We start from the raw sequence: 15,388 nt of genomic DNA, 5'->3' as shown, positions 1-15,388 counted from the left end.
GCGCGAACGGAGGATCGCGATGCAGGTTCCCCTGCACCGGTACACCAAGCTGCGGACCGCCGACGTCGCGGAGGCCCAGTCCGCGGCCGGGCGCGTGATGTCGTCGCACCGGCTTCGCGTCGCCCGGCCGCGGGAGTTCGGCGCCCGGCTGCACGCGGTCGACATCGGATCGTCGACGTTGCTGTACGCCGTGTACCACGGCGATGCGGAGGTGACCGCGCTCGCGCCGATGGAGTACTACACGCTCCAGTTGTTCCTGGCCGGGGCGGCAGACGTGGTCACCGGCTCCGGCAGCCACCGGGCCGGAGCCGGGCAGGCGTGCGTCATCTCGCCCGGCGAACGGCTGCGGCTGCGGTTCGCACCGGGCACCGTGCAGGTCGCCGCGAAGCTTCCACGGGACGTCGTCGATCAGGGGTGCGCCCGGCTCGGCGCCGAGCCCGCCGGGTTCGCTCTCGCCGTCCCCGACGGCACACCGTGGCCCGCGCTGCTGAAGCTGGCCGTGACCACAGTGGACCGTTTCGACACGGGCATCCTGCCGCCGGGAACGGGTCTCGAACTGGAGCGGGTGCTCGTCTCGGCGCTCCTGCTCGGCCAGGCCCCGAACCTGCGGTTCCGCGGCGGCGGTGCCCGCGGGTACCGCGCGGCGGGCGTCGCCGCCGAAGCCCTCAAAGCCGACCCCGCGACGTCGGCGACGCCCGGGCAGCTGGCCCGCACGGCCGGGGTCAGCGTGCGCACCCTCCAGGAAGGGTTCCGCTCCCGCTTCGGCACGACGGTGACCGCCTACCACCGCGAGGTGCGGCTGGAGCGCGCGCACCGGCTGCTCTCGGCGGCCGGGGAAGGCCGCGCCGTCGCCGACATCGCCGTGGAGTGCGGGTTCCTCCACTTCGGCCGGTTCGCGCGCGACTACCGGCTGCGCTACGGCGTCACTCCGTCGGCCACGCTGCACGCCTCGCGCACGGCGGACACCGCAGCGCGGACCGGATAGACCGCGAGGCGGCCGAAACGCAGACTTGGCTCAGCGTCAGCGCAGACGAAGGAGTGTTATGAGCCAAGCGATTCCCGCACTCGACCACCTCGACAGCGCACTGTCCACAGCGGACGTCCGGCGGGCGCACGCGGAGATGCGCGAAGCCTGTCCGGTGGTGCACAGCGACCGCCACGGCGGGTTCGCCTTCCTGACCCGGTACGAGGACATCCGCGGGGCGTTGACCGACACGGCCGCGTTCTCCTCGGCCGACGGTGTGCACATCCCCGCCGACCCGGCGCGGCCACCGGTGCCGGCCCTGGAGTTCGACGAACCCGAGCACACCGAGTGGCGCAAGGTCCTCGACGGCCCGCTGACCCCACGCGCCGTCCGCGCGTTCGAACCGGTCATCACCGAGGTCGCCGACCTCCTGATCGACGAGTTCGCGTCCGACGGCGAGGCCGACCTGGCCGACCGGCTGACGGAACCGTTGCCGGCCATCGTGATCGGCCGGATGATCGGGCTGAGCCAGCCGGAGGCGGTGCGGGCCCGCGGTCTCGCGGCGGCCTTGTTCGCCGCCACGGGTTCCGAGGACTTCCCGGCGCGGTTCGCGGAGTTCTCCGAGCACACCGAACGCTGGCTGGCCGACCGCCGCGAGAATCCCCGTGACGACATGCTGACCGAGATGGCGAGCGGGGTCGTGCGGGGCAAGCGGATCGACGCGGCCGGGGCGACCGGGCTGCTGCTGGCCTACATCGTCGGCGGCCACCACTCGACGGGCTCGGCGCTCGGCGGCCTCATCCGGCACGTGCTGACCGTCCCCGGCCTGCGCGACGAGCTTCTCGCCGACCGAAGCGGGCTGCCGCGGGTGATCGAGGAAAGCCTGCGGCTGACCACACCGCTGCAGTTGTTCGCGCGCACGCTCCGCTGCCCGGTCCGGGTCGGCGACGAGGAGCTGGCCGAAGGCGGCCGGGTGCTGCTCGACCTCGCGGCCGCGAACCGGGATCCGCGGGAGTTCGACGCCCCGGAAGTGTTCGATCGCCGCCGCGCCCGCAACCGGCACCTCAGCTTCGGCGCGGGACCGCACGTCTGCCAGGGGCAGCACCTCGCCCGGGCGGAGCTGCGGATCACCGTCGGCCGCCTCCTGGACCGGCTGCCGGACCTGCGCCTGGCCGGGGAACCGGTCGAGAGCGGCCTGGTCGGCGGCTCCCTGATGACCCACTTCGCGCTGCCCGTCGCGTTCACAGCGGAGCAGGCCGCATGACCGGATCACCATCGCTGCACCTCACCGTCCGGCGGCGGAGGGCGATCGCGCGAGACGTGGCCGAGTTCGAGCTCCGTCGGATCGACGGCGGTGACCTCCCGGAATGGCGGCCCGGCGCGCACATCGACGTCGTGGCCGGCTCCGGGCTGGTCCGCCAGTACTCGCTGTGCGGTGACCCCGGCGACCGCACGAGCTACCGGATCGCCGTCCTGCGCCAGTCCGACGGCCGGGGCGGATCCGCGTGGCTGCACGAGCAGCTCCACGAGGGTGACCGGGTCGTGGTCGGTGGTCCTCGCAACCACTTCCCCTTGGAACCGGCGCCGCACTACCTGTTCCTGGCGGGCGGGATCGGGATCACCCCGCTGCTGACCATGATCCGCGAGGTCTCCGGCGAGGGCGCCGACTGGTCGCTGCACTACGGCGGCCGTACGCGGGCTTCCCTGGCCTACACCGGCGAACTGCGGACCATCGACGCGAGCCGGGTGCGCGTGGTGCCGTTCGACGAGTGCGGACTGATCGACCTCGAGGCCGCGCTCGACGAAGCGGCGCCGGAGGCCCTCGTCTACTGCTGCGGCCCCGAGCCGCTGATCGCCGCCGCCGAGGCGGCATGTGCCCGGCGCGGACTGCGGTTGCGCACCGAACGGTTCTCGCCGAAGCAAACCGGCTCCCGTGTGGACACGCCGTTCACGGTCCGGATCGCGTCGACCGGAGCCGAGCTGGCGGTGCCCGCCGATCGCTCCATTGTGGACACCCTGATCGAGGCCGGCGTGGATGTCCTCACCTCGTGCGCGGAAGGCACCTGCGGGACGTGCGAGATCGCCGTCCTCGACGGCCGTCCGGACCACCGCGACTCGGTGCTGACCGACGAAGAACAGGCGGCGGGCGACCGCATCCTGCCGTGCGTCTCGCGGTCCCGCACTCCCCGGCTCGTGCTCGACCTGTGACCAGCTCATCCCTTGGAGGACAACGATGTCCCGATCCGAATCCAGACCGGTGCCGTGGCGCGTGGCGGTGGCCGGACTCGTCGGCACGACCATCGAGTGGTACGACTTCTTCATCTACGCGCTCGCCGCGACACTCGTCTTCGCTCCCCAGTTCTTCCCCAGCACCTCGACCGTCGCGAGCACTCTCGCGGCCCTCTCGACGTTCGCGATCGGCTTCGTCGCCCGGCCGATCGGCGGTGCCCTCATCGGTCATTTCGGGGACCGGGTCGGGCGCAAGCGCATGCTCGTGCTGTCCCTGCTCGTCATGGGCGTCGGCACCGCCCTGATCGGAGTGCTGCCGACGTACGCCTCGATCGGTGTGGCCGCACCGATCGCGCTGGTGCTGATCCGCGTCGCCCAAGGGCTCGCCGTCGGCGGCGAGTGGGGCGGTGCGACACTGCTCGCCCTCGAGCACGCGCGCACCCGCACCGAACGCACCCTGCTCAGTTCCCTGCCCCAGGTCGGCCTGCCGCTCGGCGTCGTGCTGGCCAGCCTGGTCTTCCTGGTCGTCCGGCTCGGCGCCGGGGACGAGGGGTTCGTGAGCTGGGGGTGGCGCGTCCCGTTCCTGGCGAGCGCCGCGTTGGTCGTCGTCGGTCTGCTGATCCGGCTCAAGCTGGCCGAGAGCCCCGAGTTCGAGCGCGTCCGGCGGCAGCACACCGTGCGCCGCGCGCCGATCGCCGACGTGCTGCGCGCGCCACGGATCTGGGTGCCCGCGTCCGGCATCACCATCGGCAGTTCCACGCTCGGGAACCTCCTGCTGGCGTTCATGCTCGGCTACGCCGCCAAGGCGAAGCTGTTCAGCGCGTCGACGATGCTCACGGTCACCATCGTGGCCGCGCTGCTCTGGTGCGTGGCGCTTCCCGCCGCCGCACTGCTCGCGGGACGTATCGGGCGCAAACGTGTCCTCGTCGCCGGCACCGTGGGCACGATCGTCTGGGCGTACCCGTACTTCGCGCTGGTCGAATCCGGCTCCCACGCCGGTTTGTTCCTCGGAACGATGGTCGCGGCGGCGTGCATCGCCGTGGCGACGGGGCCGTACGGCGCCTATCTGAGTGAAGCGTTCCCCGCGGAGATCAGGTACAGCGGCGCGTCGATCGCGTACGGCATCGGCGGCGTACTCGGCGGCGCGATCGCCCCGATCGTCGCCACGCTGCTCGTCACCTCGACCGGCGGTCTCGGCGCTGTCGGCGGTTACGTCGCAGTCGCTTCCGGCGTCAGCCTGATCGCCGTGCTCACCCTTCGCAGCCCGTACTCGGTGACGGCCAGTGCTTTGGCGGTTCGCCTACCCGAAGAGACGGGCACACCCTGATCACCTCACCCGATGCCGGGCGCAGACGACGGCTGATGCCCGGCAGCAGGCGCAAGGCCGTGGACCGATCAGGTTCGCTACGCCGGTGGTTCGACGCTCCTGCGCAGGATCTTGCCCGTCGGTCCCTTGGGAAGGCTGTCGACGAGCCAGATCCGGCGGGGGTACTTGTAGTCCGCCAGCCGCTGCTTCACGAACTCGACGAGTTCGGCGGGCTCGGCTCGGGCGCCGCGCTTGAGCGCCACGGCGGCGCCGACCTGTTCGCCGAGGTACTCGTCGCGGATCCCGACGACGGCCGCTTCGGCGACGGCCGGGTGCTCGTAGAGGACTTCCTCCACCTCACGCGGATAGACGTTGTAGCCGCCCCGGATGATGACGTCCTTCTTCCGGTCGACGATGCGGTAGTAGCCGTCGCCGTCGCGTGTTGCGATGTCGCCGGTGCGGAACCAGCCGTCCACCACCGCTTCCGCGGTCGCCGTCGGCCGGTTCCAGTAGCCCTTCATGACGTTCTCGCCCTTGATCTCGATCTCGCCGGGCACGTCGATGTCGTGCACCTCGTTGCCCTCGTCGTCGACCAGGCGAAGCTCGCAGCCACGCACCGGGACGCCGATCGTTCCGGCCTTCCTCGGCACGGCCGGTTGGTTGAAGCACGCGATGGGCGCGGTCTCCGACAGCCCATATCCTTCGAACACCTCACATCCGAAGGTCTCCTCGAAGGACCGCAGCACCTCGATCGGCATCGGGCGCCTCCGACGATGCAGCAGCGCAGCCCGCGGGAGATCGCCTGGAGCGTCAATGCCGCCTTCGGAGCTGCCTCCGCGTGCCCAGATCGCCATTTCCAGCACGGCACAGATCGGCTCGGCACAGTCGCCGCAACGCACCTCGGCGAATTCGTTTCCCCCCAACGGGATCCGGTGTAGTCGACGGCCGGCGCGCGTAGAGTGGGATCATGATCCGCACCGACGCGGCCGGGAGCGCACTGGGGCACGCAAGTGCCGAAAGGGGATGTCGTCATGAGCACACTTGCCGTTGTCGGGGCGGGGCCACAGCTGGGGATGTCGATCGCCCGGCGTTTCGCACGCGAGGGCTTTTCGGTGGCGCTGCTCGCGCGGAGTGTCGAGCAGCTCGAAAAGCTTGCGGCAACGCTGCGGGACGAGGGTGCCGAAGCCGGGGCGTTCCCCGCCGACATCCGCGATGCGGACGGCCTGCGCACCGCGCTGGCGGCGGCGGAGGAGCGGTTCGGCGGGGTCGACGTGCTGGAGTTCTCGCCGGCGCCGAGCCTTGCCGACCTGCGGAAGCAGCCGCTCGTCGACGCGAGCGAGGTGACGGTCGAGTCGGTGCTGCCCGAGTTCGACCTGTACGTCCGCGGTGGCATCACCGCCGTCCGGCAAGTGCTGCCGGGAATGCTGTCCCGCGGAACGGGCACGATCATCTTCACCACGGGAGCCGGATCCGGGCCGATGATCGCCCCGCACGTGGCGAACGTGCAGATCGCCACCGGGGGCCTGCGCAACTGGGCGTTGAACCTCCACGCCTCCCTGGCGGGCCGAGGGGTCTACGTCGCCCATGTGGCCCTGGCCGCGATGATCGGCCAAGGCGGACCCGACGCGGAGCCCGACGCCATCGCGAACGCCTACTGGACCCTGCACACCGAGCGCGCCGAACCGGAACTGGTCTACCACGCGATGCCCGAAAACTGGCAGATGGGCGCCGTCGCCGACAAATTCGTCGTCGACTAGTGCCGCGTCGGGGCGGCTCGCCGACGCGATCGAGGCTAGCGACCAGGACAAGGCCAGGCAGCTGGTCCGCGAAGCACAGCCTCACTTACGAATTCCCTCAACAGGGCAGCGAACTTTTCAGGCGCCTCCCGATGCGGTGCGTGACCGGCACCGGGGATCACCTGGACCTCACCACGCCACAACGCGGGAAAATCCAGCTTGCGCAGGTAGGCGAGGCTCACGAGCTGCTCAGCCTCGCCGTGCAAGATGCCCAGAGGTTGCGCCAGAGCCGAAACGATCGCGACCTCATCTGCGAAACGGCCTGCGCCGAGACTGGATCCGAGTCCCGCGCGGGCCGCACCGTCGGTGCCGAGGATGTCGGAAACGAACTCTCCGACATCGAACGACGTGCCTGCCGCGACGAAGCACCCGGCAACCGACTTCGCTTCGGGCTCGGAGATTTGGTCGCTGAACAGCGCGGCCATGGCCGGGCTCGGCAGGAACGCCTCTGCCAATTGAGCCGGCGTTGCGACAGGTGGGGCACCGAAAACGACGAAGCCGGCCGCGTCGGGCAGCTCGGGCGCCGCCTCCATGACAATCTGCCCGCCCAGACTCCAGCCGACGACGACCGCGTCGGTGATGTCGAGCTCCCGCATGAAGCCGGTGAGCACGGCCACGTATCCCGGCAGCGAGTAGCCGGCGAGATCACGAGCCGGGCCGGAGTGCCCGTGCCCCGGCAGATCCAGCGCGAAACAGCGGAACCGCCGCCCGAAATCACCGGTCAGAAGCGGGAGCCACGTGCCGGCTGACGAGGAGTTGCCGTGGACGAACACAATCGCCCGCGCATCGTCGCCGGCGGCGCTTTTCAGGTAGGCGATCTTCGTTCCGCCGACCTGCACGTCGAGTCGATCCACCGAGCACCTTTCGTTGTGTCGAGCGTTCCGTTCACCCATCAGCGGAGCCGGCGGGTGAAGCACCTGGCCAGCGGTTCACCGGCGTAAGGCCCGTAACCGTCGATCCGTTGGTAGCCCTCGCGTTCGTAGAAACGGATCGCGTCCGGCTGCTTCACGCCGGTCGCCAGCACAAGCGAACTGATCCCGTGCCGTCGGGCCTGGTCCTCCAGCGCCCGGAGGACGCGCGTGGCCACTCCGGTGCCGCGCGCCCGCGGCGTCACGTACATCCGCTTGACTTCGGCCATGCCGTTGTCCAGCAGGCGCAGAGCGCCACAACCGGTCGCTTCGCCGTCGCCGGCGCGGGCGATCAGGAACGTGCTGACGGTTTCGGCGGTCGGCGGCTCGGTCTCCTGGTCGGGGATCTCGTACCGGGCGGCCAGTTCGACCTGCAGGGCGCGGCGCAACCGGACGCCGTCCGGGCAGTCCCACGGTTCTTCCGCGACGCTCATCGTCACGACCTGCTCCCTCCGTCGCACGGCACCACATTATCTAAGTTAAGGTGCTGTTCGCCAGCGTGACTTAACTTTGATAACTTGTCAACCATGCCAAAAGGGATCACGCGGGAAAAGGTCGTCGAAGCCGCACTGGAGCTGCTCGACGACAAGGGCATCGAGGGTGTCACCGTCCGCGCGCTCGCGCAGCGCCTCGACGTCCGCGCGCCGGCCCTGTACTGGCATCTGCGCAACAAGCAGGAGCTGCTCGACGAGATGAGCACCACGGTCCTGCGGCGCATCGCGGACGAGCTGCCGCCCCCCGGTTCGGACTGGCGCGAAGATCTGGCCGCGTACGCTCGCGTGCTCCGCGCCGAGTACCTGCGCCACCGCGACGGTGCCCGCACCTTCAGCGGCGCACGGGTGTCCGATCCCGATCTGGTGGCGCGCGTCAAGGAGCCGCTGTACCAGAGCTGGACGAAGGCCGGGCTCACCCTCCAGGAGGCGGACGACGCGCTGGACGTGGTCGTCGCGTTCGTCGTCGGCTTCGTCATCGAGGAGCAGGAGCGGCTCCAGTCGGCCGTCACCGATCCGACGCGGTACTCCCTCGCCGAACGCGACGCCGGCCTGGGCGAACACGCACCCCTGACCAAGGACGCCGGACACCTTCGCGATGACAGCGGGGAGCGGTTCGAGCGCCACCTCGGCATCGTTCTCGACGGTCTCGCCGCCCGGCACGTTCGCCACGACCCGCCCGCGCGGCGGCGACGCACCCGATAAAACCCTCCGACCAGCGACAATCCGGTACTCTGCGGTGGTATACACGCGAGGTATACGCTTGCGGTATAGTGATCTCCACCGGGCTTCCGGAGCAAAGGAGGGAACAGGGGAATGTCGGTTTCACACACCCTGCTCGCACTGCTCGAGACCGGCCCGCGCCACGGCTATGACCTGAAACGGGCCTACGACGAGCAGTTCGGGCACGACCGCCCGCTGGCGTACGGCCAGGTCTACTCGACGTTGTCACGGCTGCTGCGCAACGGCATGGTCGAGGTGGCGGGCGTCGAGAGCGGCGACGGCCCGGAGCGGAAGCGCTACACCATCACCGACGCGGGGATCACCGACGTCGAGACGTGGCTGCGCACTCCGGAAGACCCGCAGCCGTACCTGCAGAACACGCTCTACACGAAGGTGGTGCTGGCGCTGCTGTCCGGCCGCAGCGCCGCCGACGTGCTCGACGTCCAGCGCAGCAAGCACCTCACCGTGATGCGTGCGCTCACCAAGCGCAAGAACGAGGGCGACCTCGCCGATCAGCTGATCTGCGACCACGCGCTCTTTCACCTCGAGGCGGACCTGCGGTGGCTGGAGCTGACCGCCGCGCGCCTCGGGGAACTCGAAAAGGCGGTGCGCTGATGACCACGCCCCGAACGCCGTTGCTCGTCGGCGACGGACTCCGCAAGTCGTTCGGCCGGACACAAGCCCTCGACGGGGCGGGGTTGTCCGTCTCGACGGGGGAAGTGCTCGCGATCATGGGCGCTTCCGGCTCCGGCAAGTCGACCCTGCTGCACTGCCTCGCCGGTATCGTGCGGCCGGACTCGGGAACCATCAGCTACGGCGGCGCCGACCTCGTCGGGATGGACGACAAGGGACGAAGTGCTCTGCGGCGCAACGAGTTCGGCTTCGTCTTCCAGTTCGGACAGCTCGTGCCCGAGCTGTCCTGCCTGGAGAACGTCGCACTCCCGTTGCGGCTGACCGGGGCCAAGCGGAAGCCGGCCGAGGCCGAGGCGACCGAATGGCTTGCCCGGCTGGAGGTCGACGGGCTGGCGAAGCGCCGCCCCGGCGACGTGTCCGGCGGGCAGGCGCAGCGGGTCGCGGTGGCGCGGGCACTGGTGACGGGGCCGAAGGTGGTCTTCGCCGACGAGCCCACCGGCGCGCTCGATTCGCTCAGCGGCGAGAAGGTCATGCGGATGCTCACCGAGGCGGCACGGGAAGCGCACGCCGCGGTGGTGCTGGTGACCCACGAGCCGCGGGTCGCGGCCTATGCCGACCGCGAGATCGTGGTGCGGGACGGGCGCACGGTCGACCGGGAGCTGGTCGCATGATGCGGGATCTGGCGCTGGGACTCCGGCTGGCCGTCGGGGGCGGCCGGATGTCCGGCGCGGCGCTGCTGCGCCTCGCGATGAGCGCGTTCGGGATCGCGCTCGCGGTCGCCGTGCTGCTGTCCGCCGCCGCCGTCGACCACCTGACCGGCGCACAGGCGGAGCGGGCGGCGGCCGTCAAGCCGGTCACCGAGCCGCGCGCGGGCGTCGCCCCGCTGCTGACCTACGCGTGGTACCCCTCGGCAGGCGAGGACTACGTCAAGATCACCGCGGTCGCGGCGACGGGGCCGGACTCGCCGGTGCCGCCGGGCCTCGACCGGCTCCCCGCGCCGGGCGAGCTGGTCGTTTCGCCGGAGCTCGCCACGAAACTGACCGCGCCCGGCGCCGGTTCGCTGGCGACCCGGCTGCCCGGGCACGTCGTGGGCGAGCTGTCGCGAGCGGGCGTTGCCGACGCCGGCGACCTGACCGCGTACTACGGGGTGCCCGCCGCGCAGATCCAGGCCGAAGGCGCCGACGCCACCGAGGTCTACGGGTTCGGGCAGCCCGGCTCCGGACTGTCACTGGCGACGCTGGCCATCGTCCTGCCGATCGCGGCGGTGTTGCTGCTGCCGCTGCTGATCTTCGTGACCACCGCCTCACGGATGGGCGCCGCGCAGCGGGAGCGCCGGCTCGCCGCGTTGCGGCTGCTCGGTCTCGACTCCCGGCAGGTCAAACGCGTCGCGGCGGCCGAATCGCTGGTCGGGGCGGGTATCGGGCTCGCGGCCGGCGTCGGGCTCTTCGCCCTGCTGCGCACCTTCGTCGGCGGCATCCTGCCGTTCGGCCTGCGGATCTTCCCGGCGGACCTCGTCCCGTCCTGGCCGCTGGTCGTGGTGATCGTCCTGCTGGTCCCGGGGCTCGCGATCGGCTCGGCGTTGTTCGGGCTGCGCCGCACGATCGTGGAACCGCTCGGTGTGGTCCGGCAGGGCAAACCGGTGCGGCGGCGGATGGCGTGGCGCTGGGCGCTCACCGTCGTCGGCGTCCTGTGCCTGGCCGCCACTTTCGCGTTCGACCCTGGAAACGGCGACGCCGCCCCTGCGCTGGCGCTCGCGACGGGCAGCGTGTTCCTGCTGCTGGGCGTCACGGCCCTGCTGCCGTGGCTGGTCGAGCGGCTCGTGGACCGGCTGCACGGCGGTCCGCCGTCATGGCAGCTCGCGATCCGCCGGCTGCAGCTCGACAGCGGCACCGCCAGCCGCGTGGTGTCCGGTGTGGTCGTCGTGCTGGCCGGCACGATCCTGATCCAGGGCGTGCTCACCTCACTCGGCGACGGCGCCCGGCAGCAGAGGTCGCCGGCCGGCGTGGCCGCGGCGCCGGTCCGGGTGCCGACGACCGCCGCGCACGAGGCGGAGGTCGCCACCCTGGCGAGGTCGGTGCCGGGCGTGACCGGCGTGCACCCGGCCAGGTACGTCACGTTCACGTCCGGGCAGCGGGAGACCTCCGGCGTGGTCGGCGACTGCGTGGCACTCCGGGTGCAGGCCGACTTCGGCGATTGCGCCGACGGCGACGTCTTCTACATCGAGCCCGCGGGAGGCGGCACCACCCCGGCCGGCACGGTGCGGCTCGAGGCCCATTCCCACGGCAGGCAGCTGGACGGTCCGGAGTGGACGATCCCGGGCACCGTCAAGGTCGTGCCGCCGGGCGACACGACGACAGCCGCGGACGGAACCCTGCTCGTCACGCCGGGCGCCCTCGGTGCGCTCGCGCTGCCGGACGCGGCGATCGTGGTGCACGTGTCGGGCACCGGCGACCCGCGGGCACTGACCGACGAGATCGCGAAGGCAGTGCGGCCGCTCGTGTGGCACGCCACGGTCGGCAGGAACGGCTACCCCGACGATTTCCTCGCCCGTGAACAGCAGCAGGTGGAGAGCTTCCGTTCGGTGCTGATCACCGCGTCGCTGTTCGTGCTCGCGGTGGCCGCGATGAGCCTGCTGATGTTGTCGGTCGAGCAGATCAGCGAGCGACGGCGGCCACTCGCGGCGTTGTCCGCGGCCGGAGTGCCGATCGGGGTGCTGGCCCGCGGATCGCTGTGGCAGACCGCGATTCCGGTGGTGGTCGGCGTGGTGCTGGCGGTCGCGGCCGGGCTCGGGCTGACCGCGCCGTTCCTGCGGCTGGCGGACCGGCCGATGGTCATCGACGTCCCCGTGCTGCTCGCACTCGCGGCCACCACGGTGGCAGCGGTTCTGCTGGTCACCGTGCTGACGATTCCGTTGCTTCGGCAAGTGACCCGGTTGGACACTCTGCGCTCGGAGTGAACAGCCGCCGAGCCGCAAGACGTTCAGCTTCAGCATCGGCCGCCTTGACACCTTAACAAAGTTCAAGCATCCTGAACTTAGTTAAGCCGGGAACCTGCCGGCCGACACGTGGAGTCGCGCCATGTCGTTCCTCGTCGCCATCGCCGTCTACGTCATCCGCATCCTGCGCCGGCCGATGGACGTCCGGCTGAAGCTGCGGCACGCCGGCCCACTGGCCGTCGTTTCCGGTGCCGGTGCGGTGGTGGCGGCCTGGAGCAAGCTCCGGCCGGACGGGATCGCCACTTCCTACCTGCTGGGCGAAGTCCTCGGCGTGCTCGCGGTCTACCTGATGTCCTGGACGACGCTGCTGGCCACCCGCTTGTCCACAGTGGAACGCTGCTTCGGCGGCCTGGACCGCGTGTACTTCTGGCATCGGCTGTGCGGCATCTGGTCCCTCCTGCTCTTCATCCCGCACACGCTGATCACCGGCGGCGGCAGGACGGCGCCCGAGGAGGCGCTCACCTCCTCCGGCGAGGCGGGGCGGGCGCTGGGTTTGTTCGCCGCGCTCGGCTTGATCGCGCTGATCCTGGTTTCGCTGGCCCGGGTGAGCCGGCTGCTGCGGGTCGGCTACCGGCTTTGGCTGGTGACGCACCGGTTCATCGGCCTGTTGCTGATCGCCGCACTGGTGCACGGCTGGCTGCTCGACGAGGTACTGGCGGGATCGGCCGTACTGCGTGTCCTCTACCTGATCATCAGCGCGGTCGGGGTCATCGCGTACGGCTACGACGAACTGCTGCTCCGGCGCAGAGCGGCGAAAGCAGGCTACGTGATCAAGGAGGTGCTCCGCCCGGGACCACACATCACCGACGTCCTGCTGACGCCGACCGGTGCCGGTTCGCCGTTGCGGGGCGGGCAGTTCGTCTACCTCAGCGTGGGCGGGGAACACCGGTGGCGCGAACACCCGTTCAGCGTGGCCGGGACGTCGCCGGACGGCTCGGTCCGGCTCACCATCCGCGCCCGCGGCCGGGACACCCGGCGGCTGCACGAGAACCTGCGCCCCGGGCTGCCGGCCGTGGTCAACGGCCCGTACGGCATGTTCGACCACACCGTCGGCGGTGCGCGCCAGATCTGGATCGCCGGCGGTATCGGAGTCGCGCCGTTCCTGGGCTGGCTGACCACCGAGCGGGTCGGCGAGCCGAGCCGCATCGATCTGTTCTACTGCGTCGGCACCGAGGCCGACGCGGTGTTCCTGGCCGACCTCGTCGCGGCCGCCGACCGGTTGCCGAACCTCGAAGTGCACCCGATCTTCTCCCAGGAGCACGGCAGGCTCACCATCGACCGCATCGAGGCCGAAGCAGGTCCGGTAACGCCGGACACGCACGTGTTCCTGTGCGGTCCGGCGGCGATGGTCGCGGAGCTCGGAGCCGGCCTGCGGCGCAACGGCATCCCGCGCGATTACGTGCACGCCGAGCACTTCGAGTTCCGCTAGGAACCGCCCGTCGTACCCAGGTACTACGGGCGGCACCGATTCCCTTCCCCGGTACCACGTTCCGCCTCGGCCCCGGCCCTAGCGTGAAAAGCGAACGGACCGGGCTGTCCGGTCCGGAATTCCAGGGGACGAACAATGATCGAAGCACGACAACTGACGAAACGATACGGGGTGAAGACCGCGGTGGACGGCTTGGACTTCACCGTCCGCCCGGGCGCGGTCACCGGTTTCCTCGGCCCCAACGGCGCGGGCAAGTCGACCACGATGCGGATGATCGTCGGGCTCGACGCCCCGACCGCCGGCTCGGTCACGGTCAACGGCCGCCGCTACGCCGAGCACCGCGCGCCGCTGCAGGAGGTCGGGGTCCTGCTCGAGGCGAAGTCGGTGCACCCGGGCCGGTCGGCCCACGACCACCTGCTCGCGCAAGCCCAGACCCACGGGATCCCGCGCCGGCGCGTCGACGAAGTGATCGAGCTGGCCGGGCTGCAGTCCGTGGCGAAGAAACGCGCCGGGAACTTCTCGCTCGGCATGGGCCAGCGGCTGGGGATCGCCGCCGCCCTGCTGGGCGACCCCGCGACGATCATGCTCGACGAACCGGTCAACGGCCTGGATCCCGAGGGCGTCCTCTGGATCCGCACCTTGCTCACCGAGCTCGCGGCCGACGGCCGGACGGTCTTCGTGTCCTCGCACCTCATGAGCGAGATGGCGCTCGTCGCGGAGCACCTGATCGTCGTCGGCCGGGGACGGCTGCTCGCCGACACGACCGTGCACGACCTCGTCCGCAGCGCCGGCGGCGACACCGTGCACGTGGCCACGGCCGAGCCGGGCCGGCTGCGCGACGTCCTGGCCGGCCCCGGTGTCGAGGTCGTCGGCCGCACCGGCTCCGAAGAGCTGCAAATCAGCGGCCTCCCGGCCCGCGCCATCGGGCTGAAGGCCGCCGAACACGGCATCGCGCTGTTCGAGCTTTCCGCACGAACGGTTTCCCTCGAGGAGGCCTTCATGGACCTGACCCGCGACGCCGTCGAGTACCACGGCGTCACGTCCGGACTCGACACCCTGGAGCTGTCGGCATGAGCACACTGACGACGCCCGCCTACCGCGTGACCGGGCTCCGCGTCCTGCGTTCGGAGTGGACGAAGCTCTGGTCGCTGCGCTCCACCTGGATCACCCTCGGCCTCGGCCTGGTGTTCCTGGTGGCCTTCGGGCTGATCTCCGCCGCGCGGTACGAGTCCAGCGTCGGCTCCGGCCAGCCGCTCGACGAAGACTTCGCCAACGCCACCGCACTCAGCCTGTCGTTGTTCGGCACGAACTTCGCGCAACTGGCGCTGGGCGTGCTGGGGGTACTGGTCACCGCCGGCGAGTACTCGACCGGCATGATCCGCTCCACGCTGACCGGGGTGCCGCGCCGGCTGCCCGTCCTGTGGTCCAAGTCGGCGGTGTACGGCGTCGTCGCGCTGCTCGCCGGCGTGACCGGGGTGTTCGTCGCCTTCGCCATCGGCAGCGGCATCGTGGCCGCGACACCCGCGGCGATGACGCTGTCGCACGCCGGTGTCGTGCGCAGCCTGCTGGGCGCCGGGCTCTACCTGGGCCTGATCGGCGTGCTCGGGGTCGCGCTGGGCGCGCTGCTGCGTTCGGTCGCCGGCGGTATCTCGGTCCTCGTCGCGGTGCTCATGCTGATTCCCGGCCTCATCTCGCTGCTACCGACCTCCTGGCAGGACGACATCAGCCCGTACCTGCCGAGCAACGCGGGCCAGTCGATGTTCGCGCTGACCCACGACGCCACCAGCCTGTCGCCGACCGCGGGCCTGCTGGTCTTCCTCGGCTGGACGGTCCTGCTCCTGGGCGGAGCCGCGTACCGGCTGGCGCGGTCGGACGCCTGAGCGGGCGTTTTCCGCCACGATGGAACGGGTGAGG

The 15,388-nt window shown here is 70.9% G+C and carries 15 protein-coding genes; 12 read left to right on the top strand and 3 right to left on the bottom strand.

The features are described 5' to 3' along the window. Positions 1 to 19 precede the first annotated feature (19 nt). The 4 genes from EIY87_RS31380 to EIY87_RS31365 are packed head-to-tail and all read left to right on the top strand — an operon-like array spanning position 20 to position 4,520. Positions 20 to 985 carry an AraC family transcriptional regulator gene (locus EIY87_RS31380; protein WP_125313406.1) on the top strand — a complete coding sequence of 322 codons (966 nt, stop codon included), beginning with the start codon at positions 20 to 22 and terminating at the stop codon, positions 983 to 985. 58 nt (positions 986 to 1,043) lie between these two features. Next, a complete protein-coding gene (locus tag EIY87_RS31375) occupies positions 1,044 to 2,228 on the top strand; it encodes a cytochrome P450 (RefSeq protein ID WP_125313405.1) in 1,185 nt (394 codons plus the stop codon). Beyond that, positions 2,225 to 3,172, top strand: a complete 948-nt coding sequence (locus EIY87_RS31370) for a PDR/VanB family oxidoreductase (RefSeq protein WP_125313404.1) — start codon at positions 2,225 to 2,227, stop codon at positions 3,170 to 3,172. Before EIY87_RS31375 ends, EIY87_RS31370 begins: the two co-directional genes overlap by 4 nt. 25 nt (positions 3,173 to 3,197) lie before the next feature. Then, positions 3,198 to 4,520, top strand: coding sequence for an MFS transporter (locus EIY87_RS31365; RefSeq protein ID WP_125313403.1), 1,323 nt, complete (start codon positions 3,198 to 3,200; stop codon positions 4,518 to 4,520). 77 nt (positions 4,521 to 4,597) lie between these two features. On the opposite strand, the gene EIY87_RS31360 is transcribed toward EIY87_RS31365, so the two are convergent. Next, positions 4,598 to 5,422, bottom strand: coding sequence for an AMP-binding protein (locus tag EIY87_RS31360; protein ID WP_225440136.1), 825 nt, complete (start codon positions 5,420 to 5,422; stop codon positions 4,598 to 4,600). Between the two features lie 108 nt (positions 5,423 to 5,530). Between EIY87_RS31360 and EIY87_RS31355 the strand changes: the two genes are divergently transcribed. Continuing rightward, entirely contained in the window at positions 5,531 to 6,256 is a 726-nt protein-coding gene (locus EIY87_RS31355; RefSeq protein ID WP_125313402.1) for an SDR family NAD(P)-dependent oxidoreductase, read from the top strand. Between the two features lie 35 nt (positions 6,257 to 6,291). On the opposite strand, the gene EIY87_RS31350 is transcribed toward EIY87_RS31355, so the two are convergent. Together EIY87_RS31350 and EIY87_RS31345 are read right to left on the bottom strand one after the other, a co-directional pair. Further along, positions 6,292 to 7,149, bottom strand: coding sequence for an alpha/beta fold hydrolase (locus EIY87_RS31350; RefSeq protein WP_158641391.1), 858 nt, complete (start codon positions 7,147 to 7,149; stop codon positions 6,292 to 6,294). Between the two features lie 38 nt (positions 7,150 to 7,187). Next, positions 7,188 to 7,664 (bottom strand): GNAT family N-acetyltransferase, encoded by a 477-nt coding sequence (locus EIY87_RS31345; protein WP_225440135.1) that lies wholly within the window; start codon positions 7,662 to 7,664, stop codon positions 7,188 to 7,190. 66 nt (positions 7,665 to 7,730) lie between these two features. On the opposite strand from EIY87_RS31345, the gene EIY87_RS31340 reads away from it, so the two are divergent. The 7 genes from EIY87_RS31340 to EIY87_RS31310 all read left to right on the top strand — a co-directional run bounded on the left by EIY87_RS31340 (position 7,731) and on the right by EIY87_RS31310 (position 15,354). Next, on the top strand, positions 7,731 to 8,399 hold the full coding sequence (locus EIY87_RS31340) for a TetR/AcrR family transcriptional regulator C-terminal domain-containing protein (RefSeq protein WP_125313400.1): 669 nt from the start codon (positions 7,731 to 7,733) through the stop codon (positions 8,397 to 8,399). Positions 8,400 to 8,510: 111 nt separating this feature from the next. Then, entirely contained in the window at positions 8,511 to 9,032 is a 522-nt protein-coding gene (locus EIY87_RS31335) for a PadR family transcriptional regulator (RefSeq protein ID WP_125313399.1), read from the top strand. Beyond that, a complete protein-coding gene (locus tag EIY87_RS31330) occupies positions 9,032 to 9,721 on the top strand; it encodes an ABC transporter ATP-binding protein (RefSeq protein ID WP_125313398.1) in 690 nt (229 codons plus the stop codon). Before EIY87_RS31335 ends, EIY87_RS31330 begins: the two co-directional genes overlap by 1 nt. After that, complete coding sequence (locus tag EIY87_RS31325) at positions 9,718 to 12,006, top strand: FtsX-like permease family protein (protein ID WP_125313397.1); 2,289 nt, start codon at positions 9,718 to 9,720, stop codon at positions 12,004 to 12,006. Before EIY87_RS31330 ends, EIY87_RS31325 begins: the two co-directional genes overlap by 4 nt. A gap of 121 nt (positions 12,007 to 12,127) precedes the next feature. Beyond that, positions 12,128 to 13,474 carry a ferredoxin reductase family protein gene (locus tag EIY87_RS31320; protein ID WP_125313396.1) on the top strand — a complete coding sequence of 449 codons (1,347 nt, stop codon included), beginning with the start codon at positions 12,128 to 12,130 and terminating at the stop codon, positions 13,472 to 13,474. Positions 13,475 to 13,609: 135 nt separating this feature from the next. Beyond that, positions 13,610 to 14,548: an ABC transporter ATP-binding protein gene (locus EIY87_RS31315; RefSeq protein ID WP_125313395.1), complete on the top strand. Its 939-nt coding sequence runs from the start codon at positions 13,610 to 13,612 to the stop codon at positions 14,546 to 14,548. Then, positions 14,545 to 15,354, top strand: a complete 810-nt coding sequence (locus EIY87_RS31310) for an ABC-2 transporter permease (protein WP_125313394.1) — start codon at positions 14,545 to 14,547, stop codon at positions 15,352 to 15,354. Before EIY87_RS31315 ends, EIY87_RS31310 begins: the two co-directional genes overlap by 4 nt. Positions 15,355 to 15,388: the final 34 nt, after the last annotated feature.

This window comes from Amycolatopsis eburnea (assembly GCF_003937945.1).
Lineage (GTDB): Bacteria > Actinomycetota > Actinomycetes > Mycobacteriales > Pseudonocardiaceae > Amycolatopsis > Amycolatopsis eburnea.
The sequence above is the reverse complement of the archived record's forward strand: the minus strand, read 5'-3'. Positions and strand labels throughout refer to the sequence as shown.

What these genes read in the sequence shown, in the direction of transcription:
- EIY87_RS31380 (WP_125313406.1), top strand. Translation starts at nt 20, where the DNA reads ATGCAGGTTCCCCTGCACCGGTACACCAAGCTGCGGACCGCCGACGTC.
- EIY87_RS31375 (WP_125313405.1), top strand. Translation starts at nt 1,044, where the DNA reads ATGAGCCAAGCGATTCCCGCACTCGACCACCTCGACAGCGCACTGTCC.
- EIY87_RS31370 (WP_125313404.1), top strand. Translation starts at nt 2,225, where the DNA reads ATGACCGGATCACCATCGCTGCACCTCACCGTCCGGCGGCGGAGGGCG.
- EIY87_RS31365 (WP_125313403.1), top strand. Translation starts at nt 3,198, where the DNA reads ATGTCCCGATCCGAATCCAGACCGGTGCCGTGGCGCGTGGCGGTGGCC.
- EIY87_RS31355 (WP_125313402.1), top strand. Translation starts at nt 5,531, where the DNA reads ATGAGCACACTTGCCGTTGTCGGGGCGGGGCCACAGCTGGGGATGTCG.
- EIY87_RS31340 (WP_125313400.1), top strand. Translation starts at nt 7,731, where the DNA reads ATGCCAAAAGGGATCACGCGGGAAAAGGTCGTCGAAGCCGCACTGGAG.
- EIY87_RS31335 (WP_125313399.1), top strand. Translation starts at nt 8,511, where the DNA reads ATGTCGGTTTCACACACCCTGCTCGCACTGCTCGAGACCGGCCCGCGC.
- EIY87_RS31330 (WP_125313398.1), top strand. Translation starts at nt 9,032, where the DNA reads ATGACCACGCCCCGAACGCCGTTGCTCGTCGGCGACGGACTCCGCAAG.
- EIY87_RS31325 (WP_125313397.1), top strand. Translation starts at nt 9,718, where the DNA reads ATGATGCGGGATCTGGCGCTGGGACTCCGGCTGGCCGTCGGGGGCGGC.
- EIY87_RS31320 (WP_125313396.1), top strand. Translation starts at nt 12,128, where the DNA reads ATGTCGTTCCTCGTCGCCATCGCCGTCTACGTCATCCGCATCCTGCGC.
- EIY87_RS31315 (WP_125313395.1), top strand. Translation starts at nt 13,610, where the DNA reads ATGATCGAAGCACGACAACTGACGAAACGATACGGGGTGAAGACCGCG.
- EIY87_RS31310 (WP_125313394.1), top strand. Translation starts at nt 14,545, where the DNA reads ATGAGCACACTGACGACGCCCGCCTACCGCGTGACCGGGCTCCGCGTC.